The following is a 26,240-nucleotide window of genomic DNA, read 5'->3' on the forward strand; positions in this document are numbered from 1 at the left end:
TTCGTTAAGGCCAGCGCGAACGTAGGGTGAGCCACGTCACTCGGTCAAGGTCTCTGCACATGATCGCTTGAAACAACACGGGGTGAAGGGCTGTGAGGTCGCCCGGTTCCGCCTGGGCAGGAAGGCCGGTACGGTGTTAAACGATCGTTCGATAAAATGTCAGTCGGTCAGAAGACGAGGGGCCTTCGCATGCGTATCGGTATGACAATGGATTACAGCGGCGACTTCATCGAATCGGTCCGTGCCGTAAGGGATTTCGAGGCGGCAGGCGTCGAGATCGCCTTCGTGCCGGAGGCCTACTCGTTCGACGCCGTCAGCCGACTGGGCTACCTCGCGGCTCGTACCGAACGCCTGGAGATCGCCTCCGGGATCCTCCCGGTCTTCACCCGTACGCCGTCGCTCCTGGCGATGACCGCCGCCGGTCTGGACGATCTCTCCGGCGGCCGGTTCACGCTGGGCCTGGGAGCGTCGGGACCGCAGGTGATCGAGGGCTTCCACGGGGTGCCGTACGACGCGCCACTCAGCCGCACCCGCGAGGTGGTGGAGATCTGCCGTCAGGTGTGGCGGGGCGAACCGGTGGTGCACCCGGGGCCGAAGTACCCGCTTCCGCTTCCCGCCGAGCGGGGCACCGGGCTCGGCAAGCCCCTGAAAATCCTCAACAAGCCGGTCCGCTCCCGCATCCCCATCACCCTGGCGGCGATCGGACCGAAGAACGTCGAGCTGACGGCCGAGCTCGCCGAGGGCTGGCTGCCCGTGTTCTTCCATCCCGGAAAGGCCGCCGAGGTGTGGGGAGCGGCCCTGACCGCGGGGCTGGCCCGGCGCGATGCGGCACTGGGCACGCTCGACATCACGGTGACGGCGCCTCTGGCCGTCGGCGACGACGTGGAACACCTGCTGGACCGAGCTCGGCCACAACTGGCCCTCTACATCGGGGGGATGGGCGCGAGGAACAAGAACTTCTACGCCCGGCTCGCCAGTCGGTACGGCTACGAACGGGAGGCGGCGCACATCCAGGACCTGTACTTGTCAGGAAAGAAGAAGGAGGCCGAAGCCGCCGTTCCCGAGGGACTGTTGAAGGCCATATCCCTGGTGGGGACGAAGGAACAGATCGCCGGACAGCTCGATGCCTTTGCTGCCGCCGGAGTGACGACCCTGTGCGTGAAGCCGCTGGCCGGCACGCACCAGGAACGCCTCCACGCCGTCGAGCGAGTGCGCGACATGCTGGGCTGACGCCACGCGCGTAGCACGAGGCGGGCGTGGGAGCCCTCAGTGCAAGGCCCGGTGGACCACGGACGATGCGAACCGGCGGGTCGGGCAGCAGGTCGAGACGCCCGTCACGCCGCAGGAGAAGATCACCGCGATCCACTCGTTGGCCCAGGAGCCGGAGGTCGCTGCGGCGGTGACCACCGACTTCCTGAAGCGTCCGCAGGTCGCGGCCAAAGTGTCGGTGGAGGACAAGGTCCGGGCGGTGGAGGAGTTCACCCGCGACGTAGGCGGTCGCAGGGACGGCCGCAACGAGCCTGTTGCGCCGTCCGGACGTCGCGTTCAAGGCAATGGGCGACGACAGGGCCCGGTTCCACTTGCCGTCGCGAACCTGGACGGTCGCCGCGTCGAGCGAGCACGCGCAAAGGCGCGCTCGCTCTTGGCGAAGCGTCGGTCGCTAGTCGTCCAGGCTGCCCATGGTCAGGTTGACGGTGGTTCCCGTCATCCCGCTCGCCTTGTCGGACGCCATGAAGACCGCAACGTCAGCCATCTCCGCGAGCGTCATGAGCCGTCGCGGGTGGGTCCTGCCGGCGAGCAACTCCTGCCACTGTTCCCAGGTCATGCCCGTTGCCTTGGCGCGAGGCTCGAAGGCTTCCTTGATCGTGCGTGTCTCCGGCATGCCCTGTGGGCGCAGACCGACCACGCGGATGCCCTGAGGTGCGAGCTCGGCGGACAGGTCTCGAGTGAGTGCCTCCTTGGCAGCCTGCGCCGGACCGTAGCCTCCCACCAATGGGAGGCCCGTCCGCGAGTGGAGCGCGGTGACGGTCATGATCACCCCCGATCTGTTCGGGATCATGTGCCGTGCGGCCAGGCGCGCCGTCAGGAAGTACGACGTGACGTAGGCCGTGATCGGCAGGGAGAACTGCCCGGCGTCCAACTCGGCCAGAGGGACACCCACAATCTGTGCATTCGGGATGCCGACCGCGTTGAACGAGATATCGACGCGGCCCGTCTGGTCGATCACGGACTGCAGATGCCTGTCCACGGCCTGCTCGTCGAGCGCGTCGACCTCGGCCGCCTCGGCGGATCCGCCGGCGGAAACGATGTCCTTGGCAACCACCTCGACCGGTGCTTGGAGGCGCCCGGTGAGAAAGACCTCGGCCCCCTCGCGCGCAAAGGCGCGTGCGACAGCACTGCCGATCGCGCCTCCGGCTCCGTAGATCACCGCAACCTTGTCCTTCAGCATCATCTCTCTGGTTCCCTTCTGTGCAGTGGGTGGTCACACCTGCCCACCTCATGAGTGACGACCGACGGCTGAGACTCATCTGCGGGTCTGCCTTTTCACCATCAGCCGGCGACCGGATCGTCCGAGCCGTCGATGATGTAGACACCGCGACGTCGGGGAAGGGGGCACCCGGCAGCCGCCCCCTTCGCCCCGCTGCCGGTGTCCATACAGGATGGAAGTGCGACACGGCGTGGGAAGAAGGTGAGATGGCGGTGAGGGTGGTGCCAGCCGACCTGATCTCAAGGGCGCGGGCAGGGGACGGTGAGGCGTTCCGGGAGCTGACCGGGCCGTACTGCCGGGAGCTGCAGGTGCACTGCTACCGGATGCTCGGATCCTTCCAGGACGCCGAGGACGCCCTGCAGGACACGCTGCTGGCTGCCTGGCAGGGCATCGGAGGGTTCCAGGGGCGCGCCTCGATCCGCACCTGGCTCTACCGGATCGCCACCACACGGTGCCTCAACGCGCGCCGCTCGGCGAGCCGACGCCCGGCCAAGGAGTGGGATGTGCCCAAGGTTGAACCGCCGGAGCCGACCCGGCTCGGCGAGGTCGTCTGGCTGCAGCCGTTCCCCGACGCCCTCCTCGAGGGTGCGATCGGTGTGCCGCTCGGCCCGGAGGCCCGCTACGAGCAGACCGAATCCGTCTCTCTGGCCTTCGTGACCGCACTGCAGGTCCTGCCGCCTCGCCAGCTCGCCGTCCTCATCTTGCGCGACGTCCTCGGATTCGACGCGAACGAGGTGGCCGGCATGCTGGACTCGAGCGTCGAGTCGGTCAAAAGCGCCCTTAAACGTGCCCGCGCCGGCCTGCAGCGCCGGCGGCCGCCGACCGCCGAGCGCGAACCGGCTCCCGCCTGCGACTCACCCGCCGAGGACGCGCTCGTGGCGAAATTCGTCCGCGCGTGGGAGTCCGCCGATATCGACGCGCTGGTGGCCCTTTTGACCGACGACGTATTCATGTCGATGCCGCCGATGCCCTTCGAATACCAGGGCCCAGACGTCGTGGCCCGCTTCTGCGCCAGCATCTTCGGCGCGGGCCGAAGGTTCGACCTCGCGCCGACCCGAGCCAACGGTCAACCGGCGTTCGGAGCCTACCTGCGCGCCCCTACCGGCGTCCGCCACGGGACCGGCCTCATCGTCCTCACCCTCACGGGCGACCGGATCTGCGCCATGACCCACTTCGAGACCAGTGTGCTCCCATCGTTCGGGCTGCCGCGATCGCTCCCGAGCCGATAGCCGGCTTCCGAGCAGTGGATGTGCGCGGCAGCGGAACACACTCCGGCGACGTGCACCCCAGCCGCACCGGCGACGGCCTCCAGTCGCGGGTCCGGACAGGCGGTCAGATCCGCCAGGAGCGGATGCGGTCGGCCGCGTCGTATCCGTCGGCGCGGCTGGTGTCGATGTCGCGGGCGAGGTCGATCAGTGCGCCGTACGGCGGGTCGACGGCCTCGCCTGCGGCGTCCATGTACGCCGTGACGATCGCGGCGCCGTACAGGGCGTTGCGGGCCGGGAGGGGGCGCAGCCGGATGATGGCGTGCATCAGGGCTGCCGCGCGCCAGGCGTTGTCGACGGCGACGCCGACCTGGGGGGTGTTGACCCGGTGACGGGCGACGGCGGCCACGAGGTTGGAGAAGTCCTGAACCGAGGGGTGCTTGGGCAGCACTTCCGCCTGGCGTTCCAGCAGCCAGCGGATGTCGATGTGGAGCTCCATCGTCAGGCGGCAGCTCGTCCGGAGGCGTCCAGCCGGGCGGGAGCGTCGTCGGGGAAGGCCGCGTCGAATGCGGCCGCATTGTCGGCGACGAACGCGCGGAAGACGTCGGCGGCGCTGTCCAGGCGGGGGTCTCGGACCGCGTTGTGCGCGGCCTCGGTGATGAGCGCGGTGACCGTGGTGCCCTCGACCTCGGCGCGCTCCTGAAGCTGCGCGTGGAGCTCTTCGGGGACCCGGATTGTCACTGACTTCGACATGCTCCGACCGTACAGCAAGGCGTACAGCGCTGGGGGGATATAGCGGAACCGCACTCGGACGAGGACGCTTTCCCGAATCACGCCTCGGGTGCCGATGACACAGATCCCGGCCCAAGGATCCAGGTGGACCCAGGTTCGACGGCGTAGCTGGGTCCCGCGTCAGCGGCCGGGCGGGGTCATTGGCCGGCCTGCGGCAGGCGTTCCACGAGCTGGGTGACGACGTCCAGAATCATCTGTCCGAACGCGGTCGGTGCGATCAGCACGCCTAGTGTGAGGACGATGACCACGGTCGTCTTCTCGTCGAACCGGCTCCGGGCTTCCGTACGACGACGCAGCCGCACGACGACGATGATGGCGAGCAGCACCGCCACGTTGAAGGTCACCACCACGCGCCCGGACCTCCCGTCAGGTCACAACTGCCTTGCCAACAACGGACGTTCACTCCGGCCTTCTTGTGTAGCGCGAAACGACCTGTACCGCGCCGGGGTTGAGCGGGGGGGGCGGCAAAGCGGCCCTCCTGGCTTGATTGCGCGCAGGTCAGGGACACGGCGGGAGGTGGTGAGCGAGGCCTGCGAGAGCGGGCACGGACCGTGACTGTACTGTGCCATCGAACTCTGAGCGGGTGCCACCGAACTCTGAGCGGCGAAGCCTCTGGCGAAGTTATGTCGCTGGGAGGGCTGAGCGGGTATTTAAGTCCCGGTGGGTGCCTCCCAGTCGACTCGTGCAGTTCCGGACCCTACGCTGCGGTGCGTCCTCCGCGAGAGCTCTGGAATGGCATGGCGCGGGCCGGGCAGGACCACCCGCAGCAGACGACAGCGATGACCCGGGGGGGCAGGGCCGATGGAAGAAGTGCAGGACAGCCTCCGCAGCGGGCTGTACTGGTGCGTGGCGTTCTCGGTGATCTTGCTGCCGGTCGGATACGCAACCGGGTTGTGGGTGTGGGTCACCCTGGGCTACGCGGCGATCATCTGCGTCAGCGTGATAGTGGGCGTGGTATTGGCCCTCGGCGGCAGGATGCTGACGGTAGCGGCCTTCCTGCTGTGGCTGCTCGTCTTGGGAGTCGGCACGGGCCTGGTTGCCTTCGGGGTACACGCCGTCGTGACGTTCGAGCCGTACTGCACTCCGTCCGAGACAGTCGACTGCCGCCTGCTGCTCAACGGGCAGGACGTGGGCGAGGCGAGCGTGGCCGACCAGCGCAGGAGCATGGTCACCGACTCGTTGGTGCCCATCGGGGGCGGGGCGGTGATCGCCATCGCCGCGCTGGTCTTCGGGACTGCGCGCGTGCGCGACCGCCTCCCACGGGCTAGGTACCTGTTCCGCCGCCGGTGAATCTTCAGTGGCAGGAACTCACCTCAATCAAGGTTGATTGGCACACGCTCATAGTTCGACGACATCGGACAGTGACGCCCCGGGCGGCCTGGCGGGGCAGCCTGTTGTCCCGTCTCATGCGATTTGGCCCCTGTCTCAAGTGACCTGGTCCGATTCGCTCGTCGTCTCAGGCGATCTGGTCCGTTGGCCCTACTCATGTCACGCGAGACCTCGACCCGCACGGCGATGAAACCCGGGATCTCGGTGAACAAGCAGGCCCCAATATGGTGGACCGATGACATCGATCAAGAAGTTCCAAGTCACCTTCGACTGCGCAGAACCTGAGCGCCTCGCTCGTTTCTGGTGCGAGGTGTTGGGGTACGTCGTACCGCCGCCACCAGAGGGGTTTGCCACTTGGGACGATTTCAAGCACTCGCAGCCACCTGAGCAGCGGGATTCATGGTTCGCCTGCAGTGATCCCTCAGGTGTGGGCCCGCGACTGTACTTCCAGCGCGTCCCCGAAGGGAAGGCCGCCAAGAACCGGCTGCATCTTGACGTGCGGGTCGGCACCGGACTCGTGGGTGAAGAGCGCCTCGCCGCACTTGAGGCCGAATGCGTACGACTTGTCCCGCTCGGCGCGGTACACGTGCGAACGCTGTATGACGGCAATGATTCGTGCATCCCGATGCAGGACATCGAGGGCAACGAGTTCTGTATCGACTGAGGGGCCGCGAACCAGTCCGCGTTCAGTCCCCATGGACCGAGACGAAGAACCGCCCCCGACTTGTCAGGTCGCTGTGGCAGCCGCAGCGACGTCTCGTACAGGTCTCGTTGACGTGCTCCCTGGCCGAAAGGCCAGGGATTCCGGGCCTGGGTCGGCTGACCCTTCCGGGGGCTTCCTGCTTCACCGCGCTGTGCCGGGACTTTCGCCCTGGTCTTACCGGCGCTCCACGAGGCGTTTAGCGTCTCCGCCCGTCCGGCGGCGACGATTCGGCGTCCTTCGAACAGGACGTTGCGTGCTGCGTTGTGGTCGCGGTCATGCACGGTGGCGCACTCGCCGCACGTCCACTCGCGGATGTGCAGGGGCTTGGGTCCGTCCCTAAACCCGCAGGCCAAACAGACCTGTGAGGATGGGAAGGCCCGGTCCACCTTGGCGAAGGTGCGGCCGTGCTTGACCGCCTTGTGGTGCCAGTCCCGGCGCCGGCTGGCCACCTTGGCGTACTGGCGCGCGATCTGGAGGCGGGCCTTGGCCCGGTTCTTCGACCCCTTGGCCTTGCGGGACAGTTCCCGCTGAAGGCGCTTGAGCTTCTTCTCCGCCCGGCGCAGGAAACGCGGGCTGTCGATCTTCGTCCCGTCGGACAGGACACCGACTGAACCCGCGTTCGTCGCGTCAGCTCGGCTTGAGGATGATCGCCTGGCCGCCTGCGGGAGCCATCGCCACGTCCAGCGTCGTGGCCGAGGTGACCGTCCGGGTGCTGACCACGACCGGCGTCTGGTAGGGGCTGGTGCCCGGAGTGCCGTCGGCGTAGACGGTCGCCGTGTATGTTCCGCTGCCCAGGAACGTCAGCGGGAGCGACAGGGTCCGGGACGTCTCGTTGGTCATCGCCCCGACGTACCAGGTGTCGCCGTGGCGGCGGGCGACGGCGACGTGCTGGCCGATCGATCCGGCGAGGGTGCGGCTCTGGTCCCAGGTGGTGGGGATGGCGTCGAACCATGGCAGCCCCGGCCAGTTGGACGTGTTGGCGTACCTGGACGGCGAGTCGTACCAGTACAGGAAGTTCAGCGGCTGGTAGAAGACCGCCGCCATGGCCATCTGGTGGACGTTGGTGGTCCGGTCCCGCGACTGGCCGTAGCAGATGGTGTAGTCCATCGGCCCGCCGATGTTGCGGGCGAACGGCAGGGTCACGTTGTGGCTCGCGGTCGGGAAGCGCTCGTTGCCGCGCACGCCCTCCATGTTGACCCAGTTCGGGTACGTCCGCTCGTAGCCGAACGGCCGCACGTTGTCGTGCATGTCCATCAGCAGGTTGTACTTGGCTGCCGTCCTGACCCAGTTCGTGATCTGGTTCGTCATCGCCTGGGTGCCGTCGTTGATGAATCCGAGCTTGACGCCTTTGACGCCCCAGCTCTTGTAGAGGCTGAACAGGCTGTCGGGGTTGGCGGCCGCTACGCGGTCGACGTAGAGGATGACGCCGATGCCCTTGCTCGTGGCGTAGGAGATCACCGAGGGCAGGTCGATCTCCGCTATCGGCTTCGTCGCGTCGGTGCCTCTGACGTCGCCGTACCAGCCGCCGTCGTACTCGATGAATTGCAGGCCACGAGCCACGGCGAAGTCGACGCCCGCCATCCCGGCGGCGGTGGTCAGCTGTACACGGAAGGCCTTGCCGGGCTTGATCCACGAGGTGTCGGCCAACGCGCTCGCGGGGGCCAGGTTGAGCACCAGCTCGGCGTTGTCGACCAGTTCGGCGTGGGTGGAGCCGGTCACTACCGCCCGCCAGGGCGTGGCGAACGGCGTGGTGACCGTCGAGGTCGTCTGGACCCTGTCCGAACCGCGGCCGGTGTGCTCCATCAGGTAGGCGGCGAGGGTGCCCGGCTGCCCGGACACGGAGCTGAGCATCAGCCGCGGGAAGTTGAGACGGGAGGATTCGCAGATGCAGGCGATCAGGCTGCCGTCGGCATAGGTGGCGGTCAGCGGCAGGTCGGTCAGCGGGCCGATGTCCGTGGTCGAGGTGCCCGTGGAGGGGATCGAGCCGGGCGCGACCGGGTTGTAGGGGTCCTCGTCACGCGCGCTGTAGACCAGGGTGCTGTCGGGGAAGACGAACGTGGTCAGCTCGTCGGCGATGGTGGCGGTGCCCTTGCCGAGCAGCACGTACCGGAAGGCGACGCCAGTCGGGTAGGCGCGGATCTGGATGCTGAAGTTGATCAGCGAGGCGGTGTCCTGGAGGTTCCAGCGCATCTCCTGGTACCGGTCGCGGACGGTCGCGTTGCGGCCGTACACCGGAGTCCAGGTGTTGTCGATGGTCCAGTGCTGGTAGTTGGTGATCACCGTGCCCGCGGCGCCGAGCACCGTCCCGTTGCTCAGCTCGAGGCCGAGAGCCGAAGTGTCGACCACCGTCACGCCTCTTCGCTTCGCCGACCAGCTGAGCGCGCCCGAAGTCAGCGACATCGTGATGGTGTTGCTGCCGTCGGGGGCCGTCGCGGTGACCGAGGCGTCGGCCGCCGCGGCCGTCCCGGCGGCGCCGGCACCCAGCGCCGCGGCCCCCATGGTGACGGCGGCGCCCGTGAGGAGTCCACGCCGCGAGAGCCGTCCCGGGGCGCCGGCCGACGGCTGTTCAGGTATGGCCTGGCTCGCTGAATCTGCCATGACTCGTACACCTCTCCGTTGCATGCATTTCGATTTGGGCACAAACAAACAAGGTCCAACGTTCTTGATTGCAGGCGCAGTTGGGCATGCCCGGGAGTTCCGTGTCCTCAAGCTGGAGCCGCTCACAGCAGGAGTGTCAGGACAGGAATCCTTCCAGGACGAGGGTCGCCGCGCCGAGGCTGACCGGGTTGCGGTCGATGGGGCAGAGACTGATCTCGGTGCCTTCCCAGGGTTCGGCGAGTGCGTAGCGGGCGGCGGTGGCGCGCACGTGCGGCAGGACGGCGCTTCCCAGACTGTCGGCGACCCAGCCGGTGAGCACGATGATCTGCGGGTTGCACAGGTTGATCAGGTCGGCGATGGCGATGCCGAGGTAGCGGCCGGTCGTGGCGATCACCTGCTGTGCGACGGGGTCGCCGGCCGCGTGGGCGGTGGCCAGGGCGTGGATGGTCGCCGTCTGGTCGTCGGGGTGCAGGAGCGGGCTGTCCGGGTCGGTCTCCGCGAGGTGCTGCATGATGCCGGGTGCGCCCACGTAGGTCTCCACGCATCCGACGCATCCGCGGCGGCACTTACGGCCGTCGATGACGAGGTTGGTGTGGCCCCATTCGCCGGCCGTGTTCGTGGCCCCGCGGTAGAGCGTCCCCTGCACGGCCAGGCCCGCGCCGACACCGGTTCCCAGGGTGAGGACGGCGACGTTGTCGTGGCCGCGGGCGGCACCGAACCACAGTTCGGCGACCGTGCTCGCACGCAGCGGGTTGTCGAGGAGGACCGGCACATCAGGGACCCGATCGGTGAGCAGGGCCTGCAGCGGTACGTCGTTCCAGTTCCAGTTCGGGGCGAAGACGGAGGCCGTGCCGTCCGGCCGTACCTGGCCGGGAATGCTGACGCCGATCCCGAGAATCCTGCCGCGCTCCACCTGGGCCTGCGCGATCGCGTCGTCGATGCCGCGGACGATTCGGTCCACGACGTAGTCCGGCGGGTTGGTGTGCGGGTGCAGTTCGTACTCGGCTCTGGCCAGGACCCGCAGAGCGGGGTCGAAGATCTCGACGTGGACGTAGGTCTCGGCGATGTCGACGCCGATGAGCCGGGGGCCCTCGAGGGCGGGCGCGAGAAGATTCCGCGGGCGTCCGCCCCCCGAGGCCTGCTGTCCGATCTCGGCCAGAAGCCCCAGCTCGTGCAACTCGCTGACGATGTCGGAGGCGGTGGCCACCGACAGGCCCGTGGCTGCGGCGATGTCGCGCCTGACGACGGGCGCCGAGGCGATGAGATGCCGCATCACCGCGAAACGGTTGGTCCGGCGTATGTCCTGGTACGTCCGCTTCAACGACGCTGTCCTGTGCTCGATGGGGCTGGGGCGCCTGATCGTAACCACGGGTGGTACGCCGTTGGAACTGCCGTGCACAGACTTTTTCTGACTTGTTGACGAAGGGGTGTAGCGCGCATAACCTGCGTCTCGCTCAGCTCGCTGCAACCCCGTCAGCGGCAGGAACTTCCCCCTCCGATTGCGCGCCCCCTACCCCGCGGGCTTCGCGTCGCGCTCTCACCGGCCGCACTCCGCGGCCGTCCACAGCGTCATCACCCGCCGTCGCGGCCCCGTCCCCAAGGCCCGGTCCCACACCCGTTCTTCAGAGCAGAGGTGCCCATGTCCCCTGAGCAGAACCCCAGCAGATTGTTCGGCCGCAGATCCTTCCTGCGCGCCTCCGGCACCGTGGCGGCGGCGGGATTCCTCGCCGCGTGTGGCGGGAACACCGGTCGCGACGGCGGCTCCACCGGCGGTAAGGCGGCGATCAGCCAGTGGTACCACCAGTACGGCGAGGCGGGCACCCAGCAGGCGGCGCTGCGGTATGCGAAGGCGTACAGCAAGGCCGACGTGTCGGTGCAGTGGATCCCCGGTGACTACGCCTCCAAGCTCTCCAGCGGCCTGGTCTCCAGCAACGGGCCCGACGTCTTCGAGTTCCACCCCGACGTCCAGATGGCCAAGTCCGGGCAGATCGTGCCGCTGGACGACATCATCGCGGACGTGAAGTCCGACTTCACGGAGAAGGATCTGGCCGCCAACTCGGTCGACGGCAAGGTCTACGGCATCCGCATGATCGACGACCCGCAGTTCCTGTACTACCGCAAGAGCCTGCTGGAGAAGGCGGGCGTCCAGCCCCCGACCACCTTCGACGAGCTGATAGACGTCTCCCGCAAGCTCGACAAGGGCGGGGTCAAGGGCCTGTACCTCGGCCTGAAGGGCGGCAGCGACATCCTGGCCAGTCCCCTGGTCTGGGCCACCGGCAGTGAACTGCTGACCGCCGACCACAAGGTCGCCTTCGACACCCCGGCGACGGTCGAGGGCCTGAAGAAGATGCGCGAGCTGTACACGAGCAAGACGCTGCTGCTCGGCGCGCCCACCGACTGGTTCGACCCGTCGGCGTTCATCCAGGGCCTGACGGCGATGCAGTGGTGCGGCTTGTGGGCGATGCCCGGCATCCAGAAGGCACTGGGTGACGACTTCGGCATCGTCCCCCTGCCCGGCATCGGCAGCGCCGGCCGCCCGGTGGTCTACAACGGCGGCTGGTCCACCTACGTAAGCGCCAAGGCCAAGGACGTCGACGCGGCCAAGGCGTTCGTGAAGTGGCTGTGGATCGAGCAGACGAAGCTCCAGGAGGACTGGTGCACCTCCTACGGCTTCCACATCCCCCCGCGCAAGAGCCTGGCGGCGAAGGCCACCAAGCTGCAGAGCGGTACCGCCGCCGAGGCGGTGAAGCTCTTCGAGACCAAGGGGCACTACGACGACCCGTACTGGACCCAGGCCATGATGACGATTTCCCAGGACATGGTGAACAACGCCGTGGTCAGCGGAAAGAACCCCGAGTCCGAGGTGGCCAAGGCCCGCACTCGGGTCGAGGCCGAACTCAAGAAGATCGCCTGAGGGGCCCTGACAGGCATGACGACCATCACCACCGGTGGCGCCCGTCAGGGCGCCACCGCGCCACCCGGCCCCGCGGCGAAGGCGAGACGTGACAGGCACGGGACGCGAGGCAGCACCCGCACCTTCTGGCTCTTCGCGGGCCCCTTCCTGGCCGGTCTCCTGCTGTTCGTCTACGTGCCGGTCGGCTGGAGCTTCTACCTGAGCCTCTTCCAGGCCCAGAACACGGTCACCCCGACGAAGTTCGTCGGCCTGGACAACTACGCGGACATCCTCACCGAAGGGCCGTTCACCGACAGCCTGTGGACCTTCACGCTCTTCGCGCTGATCGTCGTCCCTCTCACCTACGTCCTGGCTCTGGCGCTCGCGCTGCTCGTCCACCGCATCCGCGTCGCCCGTGCCTTCTTCCGTTCGGTGTTCTTCATACCCACCGCGTGCTCCTACGTCGTGGCCTCGATGGTGTGGAAGCTGTCGATCTTCAACGGGGTGCGCTTCGGTCTCGCCAACACCGTCCTGGGCTGGTTCGGGATCGAACCCGTCGCCTGGATCGGCACCGTCTCCCCGCCCTGGTACTGGCTGGTGCTGGTCACCCTACGACTCTGGCTCCAGCTGGGCTTCTACATGATCCTCTTCCTGGCCGCCCTCCAGCAGATCCCCAAGGAACTGTACGAAGCGGCCTGGACGGACGGCGCCCGGCCAGGCTGGCAGACCTTCCGGCACATCACCCTGCCGCAGCTGCGCACCACCTCGGTCGCCGTGGTGCTCCTCATGCTGATCGCGGCCTACCAGGCGTTCGACGAGTTCTACAACCTGCTGCCCAACACCCCCTACGCACGGCCGCCGTTGGTCTACCTCTACTACACGGCCCTCGGGCAGGGTCAGGACTTCGGCCACGGCAGCGCCGGGGCGCTGGTGCTGTCGGCACTCATCACGATGGTGACGCTGCTGCAGGGCAGGATCTTCGGCTTCGGAAAGGCGGACAGCTGATGGCCACCTCCTCCACCACCCATGGCCGCGGCCGTCCACGCGCGGGGAGCGGACGGGCCGGCAGCGTCGCCGTCTACACCGTCGCCGTCGTCGCAGCGCTGCTGTTCCTGGTCCCCTTCTACCTGCTGATCCGCAACAGCCTGGCCACCGACGCCGACATCACCGGGGCGAACTGGAAGCTCTTCCCGACCGTGTTGCACTGGGAGAACATCTCCGAGCTGTTCAACGACCCCGCGGTTCCCATGGCGCGCAGCATGTGGAACTCCCTCGTCGTCGGGGTGCTCGGCACCGCCGGACAGCTGCTGGTCTGCTCCCTGGCGGGCTATGCGCTCGCCCGCGTCCCGTACCGGCACGCCAACAAGATCTTCTATGCGGTGCTGGCCACCCTCATGATCCCCAGCGCGGTCACCTTCGTGCCCAGCTTCGTCCTCGTGTCGTCACTGGGCTGGGTCTCCTCCCTGCAAGGTCTGATCGTGCCCGGCCTGTTCAGCGGCTTCACCGCCTTCCTCTTCCGGCAGTACTTCCTCGGCTTCCCCAAGGAACTGGAGGAGGCCGCCCGGATCGACGGTCTCGGCAGCTGGGGCACGTACTGGCGGATCGTCGTCCCCAACTCCCGTGGCTTCTTCTCGGCGATCGCGGTGATCACCTTCATCACCAACTGGAACGCCTTCCTGTGGCCGCTGGTCATCGGCCAGGACCAGTCCAGCTGGACGGTCCAGGTGGCCCTGTCGACCTTCACCACCGCGCAGACCGTCAACATCCACGAACTGTTCCTCGCCGCCACCGTGTCCATCCTGCCGCTGGTGCTCGTCTTCCTCTTCCTGCAGCGATACCTGGTCGAAGGCGTCGCACACACCGGCATCAAGGGCTGACCGCAGAGCACCCCGGCAACCGTACAGAACTCCACTCTTCGCACCGATCCACCCCGGAGTGACCCATGCCCGACCCCGCCAGCCACCCGCCGCTCGCAGGAGCCATACATCTGGACCCCAACTTCACCATTGCTGAGGTGAATCCGCGGCTGTTCGGATCCTTCGTCGAGCACCTCGGCCGCTGCGTCTACACCGGCGTCTTCGAACCGGACCACCCGAGCGCCGACGAGGACGGACTGCGCACCGACGTCCTGGCCCTGATCCGGGAACTGGGCGTCACCATGGTCCGCTACCCCGGGGGCAACTTCGTCTCCGGCTACCGCTGGGAAGACGGAGTCGGCCCGGTGGAGCAGCGGCCCCGCCGTCTCGACGGCGCCTGGAGGACCGTCGAGACGAACCGGTTCGGGCTGAACGAGTTCATGCGCTTCGCGGCCAAGGCCGCCGTCGAGCCCATGCAGGCCGTCAACCTCGGCACCCGCGGCCTGCAGGAGGCACTCGACCTCCTGGAGTACACCAACCACCCCGCCGGCACGGCCTTCTCCGAGCTGCGCCGCTCGCACGGCGTGGACAAGCCGCACGGCATCCGGCTGTGGTGCCTGGGCAACGAGATGGACGGCCCCTGGCAGCTCGGTCACAAGAGCGCCGACGAATACGGCCGCCTCGCCGCCGTCACCGCCAAGGCCATGCGCGACGTCGACCCCGGCCTGGAACTGGTCGCCTGCGGAAGCTCCAACCGCTCCATGCCGACCTTCGGCGCCTGGGAGGCGACGGTCCTGGAGCACACGTACGACCTCGTCGACTTCATCTCCTGCCACGCCTACTACGAGGAGAGCGACGGCGACGTCGACAGCTTCCTCGCCTCGGCCGCCGACATGGAGGCCTTCATCGACGGGGTGGTCGCCACCGCCGACCACGTCGGGGCCAAGCGCCACTCCGGCAAGCGGATCAACCTCTCCTTCGACGAGTGGAACGTCTGGTACCAGAGCCGGCCGGTCAACAACACCGACACCCCGGACTGGAGCGTGGCCCCGCGCCAGCTCGAGGACGTCTACACCGTCACCGACGCCGTCGTGGTCGGCAGCCTGCTGATCACCCTGCTGCGCCACTGCGACCGCGTCACCGCAGCCTGCCTCGCCCAGCTGGTGAACGTCATCGCCCCCATCATGACCGAGCCCGGCGGCCCGGCCTGGCGGCAGACCATCTTCCACCCCTTCGCCGACGCGGCCCGCCACGGCCGCGGCCAGGTGCTCCGGCTCGCCCTGGACAGCCCCGTCCACGACACCGCCCGTTACGGCGAGGTGCCCCTGCTGCACGCGACCGCCGTCCAGCAGGAGGACGGGACGCTCACCGTCTTCGCCGTCAACCGGGACACCACGAGGCCGCTCGAACTCACCGCCGACCTGCGGGCGTTCAGCCCGGTGGCCGGGCAGGTGACGCATACCGCCCTGGCCGACCCCGACCGCCACGCGGCCAACACGCTCCAGCACCAGGACCGCGTGACGCCGAAGCCGGTGACCGGCACCGTCACGGACGGCGGACGGCTGAGCGCCCTGCTGCCTCCGATGTCCTGGAACACCATCACCATCCCGCTCGCCCCCTGAGCGGCCCCAGGATCCCACCGCTCGACCCGCACCCCCCGCACTATCCCGGACCTCAACGGAGAGGTGACACCATGCCCGACACCACATCGCACCGTACACCGCCACCGCGCGCCCGATGGCGGACGACCCTCGTCACGCTCCTGACGGTGCTCGGCGGCCTCGCCGCCCTGCTTGTACCCGCCACGCAGGCACAAGCGGCCTCGGTGACGTTCACGACGGGTGCCGACCGGACCGACCAGAACGGCAACACCCTGCAGTTGCACGGCCTGGGCATCATCAAGGTGGGCAGCACCTGGTTCGGCTTCGGCGAGGACAAGACCGGCAAGACGTCGGGGAACACGTCGTTCGAGGACATCACCTGCTACTCCTCGACCGACCTGGCGAACTGGACCTTCCAGCGTCAGGCCCTGAGCCGGCAGGCCGGCGGTGACCTGGGCCCCAGCCGCATCGTGGAGCGGCCGAAGGTCATCTACAACGAGTCGACCAGCACGTACGTGATGTACATGCACATCGACAGCACCAACTACGCCGAGGCCAGGGTCGGTGTGGCCACGAGCAGCACGCCGTGCGGCCCGTACACCTACCGGGGCAGCTTCCGGCCGATGGGCAACCTCAGCCGGGACATCGGCCTGTTCCAGGACACCGACGGCACCGGCTATCTGCTGAGCGAGGACCGCAACAACGGCCTGCGCATCTACAAGCTGTCCGCCGACTACCTCTCCGTGGACAGCGCGGTGGCGGTGCTGGGCAGCAGCGGCAGTGGCAGCGTCGAGTCGCCCGCCATGGTGAAGATCGGTGGGATGTACTACGTCTTCGGCTCCCACCTGACGGGCTGGAGCCTGAACGACAACGTCTACGCCACCGCCACGTCACTGAACGGCACGTGGTCGGCGTTCCGGAACTTCGCCGCCCCCGGCACCCGCACCTACGGCAGCCAGACGGCGAACGTCATCACGGTCCAGGGCACCGCCGGCACCACGTACATCTACGCGGGCGACCGCTGGGACACCTCCAACCTGGGCGCCTCGAAGCTGATCTGGCTGCCGCTGACCATCCGGGGCACGACGGTGAACCTCGGTCAGTACCCGACCTGGTCCCTCGACGTGGACGCGGGCACGTGGACGGCCGGCAGCGGGATCCCCTCGGAGGGGGTCCACACCCTGAAGAACGTCAGCAGCTCCATGCTGATGGACGTGTCGAGCGGGTCCACCGCGACCGGCGCCAAGATCATCCAGTGGCCGTCCAACGGCAGTACGAACCAGCAGTGGACCCTCACGCGGGTGGCGGACAACATCTACACGCTCAAGAGCGTCAAGAGCGGGCTGTGCCTGGACGTCCCGAGCAAGTCGACCACCGCCGGCGTTCAGTTGCACCAGTGGACCTGCAACGGCGGGACGAACCAGCAGTGGGCCCTCGACCTGACCGGCAGCTACACCGGCAGCAACTACATGCTGGTGGGCATCGGCAGCGGCCTGCACATCGGCATCGCGGGCTCGACCGCCCAGGGAGCGGCGGTGGACCAGGAACTCGGCGGCAGCGCGAGCGCCAACAGCGAGACCTGGACTTTCTCCTGACCGCGTGCCCCGGCGACCCCGCCATCGAGCGGGCCGCCGGGGCACGTCCCATACAGGGGAGCCCGCAATACATCCCATGCTGCTGGTACGAGATGCGCGCCTCCGTATGGCTCCGGTGCGCGTCGCCGTTCCCCACGCGACTCATTCCTGTTCGGCCCGGACGCTGAGCCGCAGTGTCTGTGCTGTCCTGCGGACAATTAAGGGAGAATCCGCATGCCAGAACCGATCACCCGACGATCAGTGCTCGTCGGCATGGCGGCCATGACGGTCGCCGCCGCAGTGACCCCCACGCTGTCGGCACCCGCTCATGCCGCCTCCAGCCAGCCGCTGCCGCTCCCTCCGCTCCGCATACCCAAGGTGGACCTGGGTCTGGAGCAGCAGCCGGACGAGAAGACCCGGTGGCTGCAGGACGCGAAGCTGGGCATGTTCATCCACTGGGGTGTCTACTCCGGCCCGGCCAAGGGCGAGTGGTACATGGAGAACGCCGCCGTCACCCCGGAGAATTACAAGAAGTACTTCACCGACGCGACCGGCGAGCAGTTCACGGCGAGCGCCTACGATCCGGCCTACTGGGCCCAGCTGGCCAAGGACATGGGCGCGAAGTACACCGTCCTGACGACACGGCATCACGACGGCTTCGCCCTGTGGCCGTCCACCCACCCGAACGCCTTCCACGCCGGACAAGCCCCGATGCGGCGGGACTTGATCGACGAATACGTCACCGCCGTACGCAACGCCGGGCTCAGAGTGGGCCTCTACTACTCCCCGATGAGCTGGCGCTACCCCGGCTACTACGACGTCACCGGCACCAACTGCCTGCCCAACAAGTGGGGATACACCACTGATCCCGCGCACAAGGAGAACGCGCGGATCATGAAGAACGAGGTGTACCAGCAGGTCAAGGAACTGATGACCCAGTACGGCAAGATCGACGACATCTACTGGGACGGCGGCTGGCTGGGTCAGCGCGGCACGGACGCGGACGCCGCCTTCTTCTGGGAGCCCGGCAAGTTCCGCGACAGCGCCAACGACTGGCCGGTGGACGCCACCTACAGCGAGACCGACTCCGCCACCGGCCGCCCTCTCGGCCTGATGGGCATGGTGCGCAAACACCAGCCCGAGGTCACGGTCAACCTGCGCACCGGCTGGATGGGTGACTACAACAGCGAGGAAGGCCCCTCCATCCCGACCGGCGCCATGCGCACCGGGCACGTGGCCGAGAAGAACTTCACCATCTGCGGCGCCTGGGGCTACAAGGCCGGCGCCCCCGTGATGAGCTTCGGCACGGTCATGAACATCCTGGTCAACTCCTGGGTGCGCAACATGACCTGCCTGGTCAACGTCGGCCCTGACCGTACGGGTGCGATACCCGCCGACCAGCAGGCCCTGGTGCGCAGGATCGGTTCCTTCCTGACCACCTGCGGCCAGGCCGTCTACGGCACGAGCAGCGGACCGTGGCAACCGGTGGACGGCCAGTACGGCTTCACGTGCAAGAACAACACCTTCTACGTCCACATGCTGCCCGGCTACAGCGGTACGTCCTTCATCACTCCCCAAATCGGGGACGCGCAGGTCACCCGGGTCTTCGACGTGGCGTCAGGCGCCGACCTGCCGTACAGCGTGGACGGCGACGGCAAGGTGACCGTCACCGGCATCAACCGCACCCGCATCCCCGAGGACAGCATCGTCGGCGTCACGCTGGACCGGACGGTGTACCCCACCGACATCGCCGCGGGCAGGGCCGCCACGGCAAGCAGCGAGCAGACCTCCCAGGGCAACACCGCGGCGAAAGCGGTGGACGGCTCCACCGCGACCCGCTGGTGCGCGGCCAACGGCAACACCGGGCACTGGCTGAAGGTGGACCTCGGGGCGGCCAAGTCGATCACTGGTACGCGGATCGCCTGGGAGGCCGCCGCCACAAACTACCGTTACCGGATCGAGGGTTCCACCGACAACACGAACTGGACCACACTGGCCGACCGCACCGGCACCACCAGCACGAGCCAGGTGCAGGTGGCCGTGTTCAGCGCACAGGCACGGTACGTGCGGGTGACGGTGACCGGACTGCCCTCCGGTACATGGGCCTCCCTCCGCAGCCTCGAGGTCTACGATCGGCCCTTCGCCGCGGACCTGGGGAGCTACCGGCTGGTGAACCGCAAAAGCGGCAAGGTGCTGGAGGTCAGCGACGCCTCCGGCGCCGACGGCGCGGCCGTCGTCCAGTGGCCGTGGTCCGGTGGTACCAACCAGCAGTGGAAGCTGGTGCCGAACACCGACGGCTCCTACCGGCTGTCCAACGTCCGCAGCGGCAAGGTCCTGGACAGCCCCAACGGTTCCGCCCAGGGGGCGGGCCTCGACCAGTGGACTGACACCGACAGCAGCAACCAGTGGTGGAAACTGGTCCCCGCAACCAGCGGCTACTACCGGCTCGTCAACGTCGGCAACGGATGGTGCGCCGACGTCAAGGACGCCTCCACCGCGGACGGCGCGAAGGTCATCCAGTGGCCCAACACCGGCGGGACCAACCAGGAGTGGCAGATGACCGCCCTGTAGTCGGCGACATGCGAAAGGGCCGGTGCCGTGCCGCACCGGCCCTCGGCCAGGCCCCCGGCCTCCCCTGCTCCCTGCCTGGCCGTGGACAATGCCGTATCGATGCCGATCTGTCTCTACGGCCAAGTCTCCTACGAGGGAAGGACACATTGAAACACCTCGGCGGGGCGAGGGCGGAGTCCGGCGGGCTTACGGCAGGCGTACTGCTCGCAGGACGGCGTCTTGGGTGTGGTGCGCGCCGGCGGGGGTCGGGGTGGCACGAGGGCGGGTCTCGTTGGTCAATACGTTCCAGGCGGTGAGGTCGAGGAGTTGGGCGATGTCGTCGGGCTGGTAGTAGTCGGCGGCGTCGAAGTCCTCGCGCCGTGTGAAGTCTGCGCGGGCGTGGGTGGCGAAGAGCACCGTGCCGCCTGGGCCGACAGCGCTGAGAAGGCCGCCGTGCAGCGCCGTGTGGCCGGGCTGGCGGTGGAGTGGGAAGTAGTGGATGGACACCAGGTCGAAGGCGTCTGCTGGGGGCGGCGTGGTGGTGAGGTCGGCCCGTGCCCACGCCACGCGGCCGTTGACGCTGGTGGTAGCGGTGGCAACGGTGGCGGCACGGTGCAGGACGATCTCGGAGATGTCGACCGCGGTGACCTGCCAGCCGTGCTGGGCCAGCCAGACGGCGTCGGCTCCTTCGCCGCATCCGACGTCGAGCGCCTGGCCCGGTGGCAGGTCGGTGTCGCTGCCGGAACTCAAGGACTGACCGGGAGCGGCTCAGCAACTGCAGCCGCAGTCGCACCCGTCGCAGCCGCAGCCGTCGTCGCCGCAACAATTCCCGCAGCACTCACAGCATTTGCAGCAGTCACCGCAGCCGCTGCAGTCGGCGTTGGTACATAGTCCTTCCCGGCGTTCCCGGCTCCACGGGTCGTCGAACCCTCCGCAGCACATCTGGCAGGTACAGGCGAGCCCCATCCACACCGCGCACCCGGCGAGCAGCCCGCGCCGGTCGCGGCGGGGCGGCTCCGGGGGCAGCGGGGCCCACGGTCCGCCGGGCGGGGCGTACGGTCCGCCCGGCATCGCTCCCGTCGGCGCGGGTCCGTGCGCGCAGGCGGCGGTGCCGAAGGCCCGGTCCACGGAGGTGCGCAGCTCGTGCACGAGCAGCCGGTGCGCGAGCTTCGGGTCCGTGAAGTCGGCCTCCCGCAGCGCGAGCCGTATCCCGTGCACGGCGTCGTCGGCGAGCCGCCGGGCCTCCGTGAGCGGCGTCCCGGTCGCGGTGAGCGGGTTCCAGGCACCCGACGCGGCGTCAGCCTCCTTGTCCTCCACGGCGTCCAGGAGATGCGCGAGCCGCCCGAAGAGGCGCCCGGCCTCGGCGAGCGGTTCCGCGTTGCCCGGCCGTCCGGCGAGGACCGCGGTGTGGGCGAAGGCGGCGGCCGTCGCGGTCTCGGTCGGTTCGGTGACCGTGAGAAGGGGCGTTCCGAGCCCGGCGAGTGCCTCGATGCCGACCTGCCGGTCCACGGCGTCGACGAGCAGGGCGGTGTCGAAGCCGACGTCCGAGCCGGTCCGCTCCCCGGCCCGGCCCCAGCTCGCGGCGACCCGGCGCGCGGCGAGCGCCACTGGTTTGCGGGCCAGCAGCCCGTCCTTGTCGGCGACATGGTCGCGCACCTTGGCGGAGGCGAGCACCAGCGAGACGGCGGCCGCGAGCCGCGCCCCCTCACCGTGTGCGACGGACGCGCTACGCATTCCGCGCAGCGGACACGGTCCCGCCGTGCGCCGCCCGCCGCCGTCCTTCTCGGCCTGAGCCTCCGTCAGAACGGATATCAGCAAGCCGTCGTAGTTCGTGACGACCCTCGCGAACTGTCCGTGGTCCTTGCGCAGCGCGAGGCACAGCCCGCACAAATGCGCCATCCACTGGGTTTTGAGACTCTCTCCGAGCCGGTGACGGCAGGGCCTGACGATTCCGAACACGACGATCCCCCGTGGTACGTGCGGCGTTGAACTGCTGTGAGCTGCGGCATCGTACCGATCCCCGGGTTCATCCGTACGCACGCCCCTCACCCATACGCCATGAAGAATCATATTTCACTCACAGTCAGCAGCCGTGTGCGGAACGATCCTTGGGACGCATGGGCCAGCCGACGAAACGCGGCTCGTGCGTGGGGTGACGGAATGCCCAGGTGGGTCAGCTGGCCGGACGGCCGCCGCGTGTTCGTCGGCGCTCGCGCCGCGCTGGGTTCCCAGACCGGCAACGCGGGACCTGCTCGGTGATCTTGGGTCGTTCCTGGAAGGTGACTCGGTGACCAGCGCCAGGGCCGTGGCGGGCCTCCTCGGTAGTGGTGGAGGGCTGATTCCGCTGTCGAGCGTGGCTGTGGAGCGCTCGGACGAAGCTCTCCACCCCACCCGGTGAACCGCGCCCGCTCGGCCGGATCGTCGCGATCGTCGATGGTTTCGGCGATTTCGCCGAGCCCGTACATTGCCCAGCTGCCCAGGACGATGCCGTCGCGGTGCTCCAGGAGCGGCCAACTCTGGGGTCGGGTCATCTGATTCCTCCGTGGATACTCCCGCCCTCAGGTGGGGGAGGAAACGGGTTCCTGCGGAGCAGGGCTAGGTGCTGGGATTCGCCGTGAGGGCGGATTGCAGTGTTCTGACCCGCAGGTTTGATCTCTACATTACGGTCTGGCTAGTTTGCGAGCGTGGCTGTGGACCATGTGAAGCGGGCGTTCAAGTACCGCTTCTATCCGACTGATGCGCAGGCAGCGGAGCTGTCGCGCACGTTCGGATGCGTGCGCAAGGTCTACAACCTCGCTCTGGCCGCCCGTACCGAGGCGTGGGCGCGCCAGGAGCGGGTCAACTACAACCAGACCTCGGCCATGCTGACAGCGTGGACGAAGACCGAGGAGCTTGCGTTCCTCAACGACGTGTCGTCGGTGCCGTTGCAGCAGACGCTGCGGCACCTGCAGAGCGCGTTCACCCACTTCTTCGCCAAGCGGGCCAAGTACCCGCGCTTCAAGTCGCGCAAAACGTCGCGGAAGTCCGCGGAGTACACCACCAGCGGGTTCCGCTTCCGGGATGGTCGGCTGACCCTGGCGAAGATGGCGGATCCCCTGGACATCGTGTGGTCGAGGCCGCTGCCCGAAGGCGCCAAGCCGTCCACGGTGACCGTGTCCCAGGACGCGGCCGGACGCTGGTTCGTGTCCCTGCTGTGCAACGACCCCAGTGTCAGACCGCTTCCCACCACCGATGCGGTGGTCGGGGTCGATGTCGGCCTGGACCACCTGCTGACCCTCTCCACCGGGGAGAAGATCACCAACCCCCGGCATGAGCGCCGTGACCGCGCCCGTCTGGCCAGGGCCCAGCGGGAACTGTCCCGCAAGGCCAGGGGTGAGGGAACCAACCGGGCCAAGGCGCGGCGCAAGGTTTCCAGGGTCCACGCGCGGATCGCCGACCGGCGCCGTGACCACCTGCACAAGCTGACCACTCGTCTCGTGCGTGAAAACCAAACGCTCGTGATCGAGGACCTGACCGTGCGCAACATGTTCAAAAACCACCCGCTCGCCCGGGCCATCTCGGACGCGAGCTGGAGCGAGTTCCGCTCCCTGCTGGAGTACGAGGCCGCCTGGTACGGGCGGGAAGTGATCGCCGTAGACCGGTTCTTCCCCTCCTCCAAGCTGTGCTCCGCCTGCGGCACCTTGCAGGAGAACATGCCGCTGGGCGTCCGTACCTGGACGTGCGACAGCTGTGGTACGGCCCATGACCGGGACGTGAACGCAGCGAAGAACCTTCTGGCCGCCGGGCTGGCGGCGTCTGTCTGTGGAGCCGGTGTAAGACCTCAACGGAGTTCTCCGGGCGGGCAGTCGGCGGTGAAGCAGAAAACCCCACGGCGCGAGCCGTAGGAATCCCCCTCGTTCACGAGGAGGAGGAAGTCAACACTGATCTGTTCGGGTGGTGGTGGGGTGAAGGCGGAACGAGGCCGGCTCAGGTGAGCGGGGGCGGGCCGCTGCGCTGGAGCGGATGAGCGCGCAGCCCGGCCCGGCTTGGCTGCTGTCTATTCCAGTGGCTTGGCGCGTGTCTCGGGGCTGGTGAGGATGACCAGGGCGCTCACGAGCAGAAGAGCGATGTTGTAGGCGGTGAAGTAGCCCTGTGCGTTGTGGCTGGCGAGCCAGGTCTGCAGGTGGGGGGTGGTTCCGCCGAAGAGTGCCACGGCGATCGCGTAGGGCACGCCGGTGCCGGTGGTGCGCACGTGAGTGGGGAACAGTTCGGCGAAGACCGCGGGGGCGACGGACGCGATCATCGCGATGAAGAGCAGGGCGATGGTCATGGCCAGACCGAGCTGCCAGACTCCGCCCGATCGGGCTAGAAGCAGCAGGGGGTAGGCGAGGACCGCCATGCCCAGTCCGAAGATCAGCACGTTGGGGCGGCGTCCGATGCGGTCGGACAGCGATCCGCACAGCGGCAGGACCGCGATGAAGATCAGGAGTGCGACGACCTCGGCGAGCAGCACGGCTGTCGAGTCCAGCTTCGTCACGCTGATGGCGTAGGTGGGAGCAGCGACGGTCCAGGCCTGGTAGGTCACCGTGAAGCCGGCGGTCAGGCCGATCACCCGCCCGGCAGCAGCACGGTTCTGCCAGATGCCGCGCAGCACGGACGGGCGCTGCGGGGCTGTGCTGTGGGAGGTGTGCTCCTCCTCGAAGGCGTGCGTCTCCGTGAGTCTGCGCCGCAGGAACAGAGCGTAGATGCCGAACAGGCCGCCGAGGATGAACGGCACCCGCCAGCCCCATGCCTCCAGGCCCTCGGTGCCGTACAGAGCCGCGAGGCCGACGCCCAGCACGGTGGCGATCACCATGCCGCACGCCCCGGAGACGTAGATGGCGCTGGTCCACCGGCCGCGGCGCTCGGGTGGGGCGGTCTCGGCGAGGTAGGTCTGGGAGGAGGGCAGTTCGCCGCCGTGGGCCAGGCCCTGGGTGAGTCTGGCCAGGAGCAGCACCAGCGACGCGGCGGCGCCGATGCTCGCGTAGGTGGGGGCCAGGCCGATCGCCAGACTGCCCGCAGAGCCGAGACCGATCGAGATCACCATGGCCAGGCGCCGGCCCTTGCGGTCCGCGAGCCGGCCGAAGACGAAGGCGCCGATCGGCCGCATTCCGAAGCCCACGGCGAAGATGGCCAGCGTGGACAGCACCGCCGACAGCTCGTTGTCCGGGTTGAAGAACTGCTTGGCGAAGAACGGCGCGAAGATGCCGTAGACGTGCCAGTCGTACCACTCCAGCGCATTGCCGATGCCGGTGCCGATCAGTGCGCGCCGCTGATCTCTGCTGGAGCGTCTGTGGCCCGGCGCGGTGCCGGGCTGCGCCGCCTCTTCGGGGGACGATTCAGGCACAGGACGGGTCGAGGGTGTGGATGGCAAGGGGAACCTCCGGGGTGAGGGACAGGGTCAGGAGGCCGAAGCGATTGCTCCGGCAGGCTGTGCGGCCAGTCGGCGGATGGCGAGATCGGCGTAGAGGGCAGCGCCGTCGCACAGCACGCTTTCGTCGAACTCGGCACATGGGGAGTGGTTGTTCGCGACCGTCGCGGGATCCGCGCCCGCCGGGGCGGCGCCCAGCATGATCAGGCTGCCGGGCACCTCGCCCAGGATGCGGGAGAAGTCCTCGGCGCCCGTGAGGGGGTGGCTGAGCGGCTGGAACCGGTGTTCGCCGAACGTCTCGTGGACGGTGGACCGGACGAAGGCGGTCTCGTGCTCGTCGTTGACGGTCACGGGGTAGCGCGGGGTGAACTCGACCTCGGCGCGAAGGCCGTGGGCGGCGGCGATCTGTCGTACGACGGTCACCACGGCGTCTTTCATCCGGCGCTGTGCCTGTGCGGAGAAGGTGCGCACGGTGCCCTCGAAACGGACGGTTTCGGGGATCACGTTGCGGCGGGTACCGGCGTGGAATGAGCCGACGGTGAGGACGACCGGATCGAACGGGTCACAGGTGCGGGACACCATCGTCTGCAGTGCGGTGACCATCTCGCATGCCGCGGGCACCGGATCCTTGGCCCGGTGCGGCGCCGAGGCATGACCGCCGGCCCCGATGACCGTGACGTCCACGTCGTTGGTGGCTGCCATGGTCGCACCACTGCGGGCCATGAACACGCCGGTGGGGAAGCCGGTGGTGAAGACGTGCAGGGCATAAGCCGCGACCGGCCGGGATCCCGCCGCGTCGAGAACGCCTTCGGCCAGCATCACACCGGCTCCGTCGCACCCCTCCTCGCCGGGCTGGAACATCAGCACCACGTCTCCGGCGAGATACTGCCGCCGGGCGCAGAGCAGTTGGGCGGCACCGATCAGCATCGTGGTGTGCAGGTCGTGACCACAGGCGTGCATGACGCCCTGCGTCCCGGAGGCGAAGTCCACACCGGTGCGCTCCGTCACCGGGAGGGCATCCATGTCCGCCCGCAGCAGCACAGTCGGCCCCGGCCTCCCTCCGCGCAGCACCGCGGTGACAGAGGACAGCCGGCGGCCGGTGGAGATCTCCAGTGGCAGGCCGTCCAGCGCCGCCAGCACCTTCTCCTGAGTACGCGGCAGGATCAGCCCCACCTCGGGATCGGTGTGCAAGCTGCGACGCAACCGGACCAGGTCATCGCGCAAGGCGGTCGCATCCTCACAGGTCGCCATGACTGCGGGTA

22 protein-coding genes and 2 pseudogenes are annotated in these 26,240 nt (G+C 68.2%); 13 read left to right on the forward strand and 11 right to left on the reverse strand.

Going from position 1 to position 26,240, the window contains the following annotated elements; all coding sequences use genetic code 11:
- Positions 1-189 precede the first annotated feature (189 nt).
- The 3 genes and pseudogenes from ACGFNK_RS41505 to ACGFNK_RS41515 all read left to right on the forward strand — a co-directional run bounded on the left by ACGFNK_RS41505 (position 190) and on the right by ACGFNK_RS41515 (position 1,664).
- On the forward strand, positions 190-1,230 hold the full coding sequence (locus ACGFNK_RS41505; RefSeq protein ID WP_393425233.1) for an LLM class F420-dependent oxidoreductase: 1,041 nt from the start codon (positions 190-192) through the stop codon (positions 1,228-1,230).
- Between the two features lie 97 nt (positions 1,231-1,327).
- A pseudogene (locus ACGFNK_RS41510) lies at positions 1,328-1,429 on the forward strand (DUF6192 family protein); the annotation flags it as partial.
- Between the two features lie 94 nt (positions 1,430-1,523).
- Positions 1,524-1,664, forward strand: a complete 141-nt coding sequence (locus ACGFNK_RS41515) for a hypothetical protein (RefSeq protein WP_393425236.1) — start codon at positions 1,524-1,526, stop codon at positions 1,662-1,664.
- Here the strand turns inward: ACGFNK_RS41515 and ACGFNK_RS41520 are convergent.
- The gene (locus ACGFNK_RS41520; protein WP_393425239.1) at positions 1,661-2,452 is read right to left on the reverse strand and encodes an SDR family NAD(P)-dependent oxidoreductase; all 792 of its coding nucleotides are present in this window, start codon (positions 2,450-2,452) and stop codon (positions 1,661-1,663) included. The two genes, ACGFNK_RS41515 and ACGFNK_RS41520, sit on opposite strands and share 4 nt — an antisense overlap.
- A gap of 248 nt (positions 2,453-2,700) precedes the next feature.
- Here ACGFNK_RS41520 and ACGFNK_RS41525 point away from each other — a divergent pair, with 248 nt between their 5' ends.
- Complete coding sequence (locus ACGFNK_RS41525; protein WP_393425242.1) at positions 2,701-3,717, forward strand: sigma-70 family RNA polymerase sigma factor; 1,017 nt, start codon at positions 2,701-2,703, stop codon at positions 3,715-3,717.
- A 103-nt stretch (positions 3,718-3,820) separates the two neighbouring features.
- Here the strand turns inward: ACGFNK_RS41525 and ACGFNK_RS41530 are convergent, their stop codons facing one another.
- From ACGFNK_RS41530 to ACGFNK_RS41540, 3 genes are all read right to left on the reverse strand, one after another.
- A complete protein-coding gene (locus tag ACGFNK_RS41530) occupies positions 3,821-4,192 on the reverse strand; it encodes a toxin Doc (RefSeq protein ID WP_393425245.1) in 372 nt (123 codons plus the stop codon).
- A gap of 2 nt (positions 4,193-4,194) precedes the next feature.
- Positions 4,195-4,446: a ribbon-helix-helix protein, CopG family gene (locus tag ACGFNK_RS41535; protein WP_393425248.1), complete on the reverse strand. Its 252-nt coding sequence runs from the start codon at positions 4,444-4,446 to the stop codon at positions 4,195-4,197.
- A 176-nt stretch (positions 4,447-4,622) separates the two neighbouring features.
- Positions 4,623-4,832, reverse strand: a complete 210-nt coding sequence (locus ACGFNK_RS41540; protein ID WP_393425396.1) for a hypothetical protein — start codon at positions 4,830-4,832, stop codon at positions 4,623-4,625.
- Between the two features lie 454 nt (positions 4,833-5,286).
- Here ACGFNK_RS41540 and ACGFNK_RS41545 point away from each other — a divergent pair, with 454 nt between their 5' ends.
- A complete protein-coding gene (locus ACGFNK_RS41545; protein ID WP_393425251.1) occupies positions 5,287-5,775 on the forward strand; it encodes a hypothetical protein in 489 nt (162 codons plus the stop codon).
- A 274-nt stretch (positions 5,776-6,049) separates the two neighbouring features.
- Positions 6,050-6,478 (forward strand): VOC family protein, encoded by a 429-nt coding sequence (locus ACGFNK_RS41550; RefSeq protein WP_393425254.1) that lies wholly within the window; start codon positions 6,050-6,052, stop codon positions 6,476-6,478.
- A gap of 22 nt (positions 6,479-6,500) precedes the next feature.
- On the opposite strand, the pseudogene ACGFNK_RS41555 reads toward ACGFNK_RS41550, so the two are convergent.
- The 3 genes and pseudogenes from ACGFNK_RS41555 to ACGFNK_RS41565 all read right to left on the reverse strand — a co-directional run.
- Positions 6,501-7,119 (reverse strand): annotated as a pseudogene (locus ACGFNK_RS41555) (zinc ribbon domain-containing protein); the annotation flags it as partial.
- A 25-nt stretch (positions 7,120-7,144) separates the two neighbouring features.
- Entirely contained in the window at positions 7,145-9,115 is a 1,971-nt protein-coding gene (locus ACGFNK_RS41560; protein WP_393425257.1) for a glycoside hydrolase family 97 catalytic domain-containing protein, read from the reverse strand.
- Positions 9,116-9,251: 136 nt separating this feature from the next.
- Positions 9,252-10,436 carry an ROK family protein gene (locus ACGFNK_RS41565; RefSeq protein WP_393425260.1) on the reverse strand — a complete coding sequence of 395 codons (1,185 nt, stop codon included), beginning with the start codon at positions 10,434-10,436 and terminating at the stop codon, positions 9,252-9,254.
- 318 nt (positions 10,437-10,754) lie between these two features.
- Between ACGFNK_RS41565 and ACGFNK_RS41570 the strand changes: the two genes are divergently transcribed.
- The 6 genes from ACGFNK_RS41570 (at position 10,755) to ACGFNK_RS41595 (ending at position 19,610) form a co-directional block, all read left to right on the forward strand.
- The gene (locus ACGFNK_RS41570; RefSeq protein ID WP_393425263.1) at positions 10,755-12,029 is read left to right on the forward strand and encodes an ABC transporter substrate-binding protein; all 1,275 of its coding nucleotides are present in this window, start codon (positions 10,755-10,757) and stop codon (positions 12,027-12,029) included.
- Between the two features lie 15 nt (positions 12,030-12,044).
- On the forward strand, positions 12,045-13,013 hold the full coding sequence (locus tag ACGFNK_RS41575) for a carbohydrate ABC transporter permease (RefSeq protein ID WP_393425266.1): 969 nt from the start codon (positions 12,045-12,047) through the stop codon (positions 13,011-13,013).
- Positions 13,013-13,885, forward strand: a complete 873-nt coding sequence (locus ACGFNK_RS41580) for a carbohydrate ABC transporter permease (RefSeq protein WP_393425269.1) — start codon at positions 13,013-13,015, stop codon at positions 13,883-13,885. The genes ACGFNK_RS41575 and ACGFNK_RS41580 overlap by 1 nt, the downstream gene beginning before the upstream one ends.
- Before the next feature lie 65 nt (positions 13,886-13,950).
- Entirely contained in the window at positions 13,951-15,486 is a 1,536-nt protein-coding gene (locus ACGFNK_RS41585; RefSeq protein ID WP_393425272.1) for an alpha-N-arabinofuranosidase, read from the forward strand.
- A gap of 71 nt (positions 15,487-15,557) precedes the next feature.
- Positions 15,558-17,060 carry an RICIN domain-containing protein gene (locus tag ACGFNK_RS41590; RefSeq protein ID WP_393425275.1) on the forward strand — a complete coding sequence of 501 codons (1,503 nt, stop codon included), beginning with the start codon at positions 15,558-15,560 and terminating at the stop codon, positions 17,058-17,060.
- Between the two features lie 213 nt (positions 17,061-17,273).
- Positions 17,274-19,610, forward strand: a complete 2,337-nt coding sequence (locus tag ACGFNK_RS41595; RefSeq protein ID WP_393425278.1) for an alpha-L-fucosidase — start codon at positions 17,274-17,276, stop codon at positions 19,608-19,610.
- 186 nt (positions 19,611-19,796) lie between these two features.
- Here ACGFNK_RS41595 and ACGFNK_RS41600 read toward each other — a convergent pair whose 3' ends face one another.
- Together ACGFNK_RS41600 and ACGFNK_RS41605 are read right to left on the reverse strand one after the other, a co-directional pair.
- The gene (locus tag ACGFNK_RS41600; RefSeq protein WP_393425281.1) at positions 19,797-20,339 is read right to left on the reverse strand and encodes a class I SAM-dependent methyltransferase; all 543 of its coding nucleotides are present in this window, start codon (positions 20,337-20,339) and stop codon (positions 19,797-19,799) included.
- Between the two features lie 18 nt (positions 20,340-20,357).
- Positions 20,358-21,548, reverse strand: a complete 1,191-nt coding sequence (locus ACGFNK_RS41605) for a DUF5685 family protein (protein WP_393425284.1) — start codon at positions 21,546-21,548, stop codon at positions 20,358-20,360.
- A gap of 725 nt (positions 21,549-22,273) precedes the next feature.
- On the opposite strand from ACGFNK_RS41605, the gene ACGFNK_RS41610 reads away from it, so the two are divergent.
- A complete protein-coding gene (locus tag ACGFNK_RS41610; RefSeq protein WP_393425287.1) occupies positions 22,274-23,473 on the forward strand; it encodes an RNA-guided endonuclease InsQ/TnpB family protein in 1,200 nt (399 codons plus the stop codon).
- Between the two features lie 152 nt (positions 23,474-23,625).
- Here ACGFNK_RS41610 and ACGFNK_RS41615 read toward each other — a convergent pair whose 3' ends face one another.
- Positions 23,626-24,954, reverse strand: a complete 1,329-nt coding sequence (locus ACGFNK_RS41615; protein WP_393425290.1) for an MFS transporter — start codon at positions 24,952-24,954, stop codon at positions 23,626-23,628.
- A gap of 54 nt (positions 24,955-25,008) precedes the next feature.
- A complete protein-coding gene (locus ACGFNK_RS41620) occupies positions 25,009-26,229 on the reverse strand; it encodes a M20 family metallopeptidase (protein WP_393425293.1) in 1,221 nt (406 codons plus the stop codon).
- Between the last annotated feature and the right edge of the window lie 11 nt (positions 26,230-26,240).

The organism is Streptomyces sp. NPDC048825 (assembly GCF_043198355.1).
GTDB lineage: Bacteria > Actinomycetota > Actinomycetes > Streptomycetales > Streptomycetaceae > Streptomyces > Streptomyces xiangluensis.

Coding starts and splice junctions, on each gene's coding strand:
- ACGFNK_RS41505 (WP_393425233.1), top strand. CDS start 190: ATGCGTATCGGTATGACAATGGATTACAGCGGCGACTTCATCGAATCG.
- ACGFNK_RS41520 (WP_393425239.1), bottom strand. CDS start 2,452: ATGATGCTGAAGGACAAGGTTGCGGTGATCTACGGAGCCGGAGGCGCG.
- ACGFNK_RS41530 (WP_393425245.1), bottom strand. CDS start 4,192: ATGGAGCTCCACATCGACATCCGCTGGCTGCTGGAACGCCAGGCGGAA.
- ACGFNK_RS41535 (WP_393425248.1), bottom strand. CDS start 4,446: ATGTCGAAGTCAGTGACAATCCGGGTCCCCGAAGAGCTCCACGCGCAG.
- ACGFNK_RS41545 (WP_393425251.1), top strand. CDS start 5,287: ATGGAAGAAGTGCAGGACAGCCTCCGCAGCGGGCTGTACTGGTGCGTG.
- ACGFNK_RS41550 (WP_393425254.1), top strand. CDS start 6,050: ATGACATCGATCAAGAAGTTCCAAGTCACCTTCGACTGCGCAGAACCT.
- ACGFNK_RS41560 (WP_393425257.1), bottom strand. CDS start 9,115: ATGGCAGATTCAGCGAGCCAGGCCATACCTGAACAGCCGTCGGCCGGC.
- ACGFNK_RS41570 (WP_393425263.1), top strand. CDS start 10,755: ATGTCCCCTGAGCAGAACCCCAGCAGATTGTTCGGCCGCAGATCCTTC.
- ACGFNK_RS41575 (WP_393425266.1), top strand. CDS start 12,045: ATGACGACCATCACCACCGGTGGCGCCCGTCAGGGCGCCACCGCGCCA.
- ACGFNK_RS41580 (WP_393425269.1), top strand. CDS start 13,013: ATGGCCACCTCCTCCACCACCCATGGCCGCGGCCGTCCACGCGCGGGG.
- ACGFNK_RS41585 (WP_393425272.1), top strand. CDS start 13,951: ATGCCCGACCCCGCCAGCCACCCGCCGCTCGCAGGAGCCATACATCTG.
- ACGFNK_RS41590 (WP_393425275.1), top strand. CDS start 15,558: ATGCCCGACACCACATCGCACCGTACACCGCCACCGCGCGCCCGATGG.
- ACGFNK_RS41595 (WP_393425278.1), top strand. CDS start 17,274: ATGCCAGAACCGATCACCCGACGATCAGTGCTCGTCGGCATGGCGGCC.
- ACGFNK_RS41620 (WP_393425293.1), bottom strand. CDS start 26,229: ATGGCGACCTGTGAGGATGCGACCGCCTTGCGCGATGACCTGGTCCGG.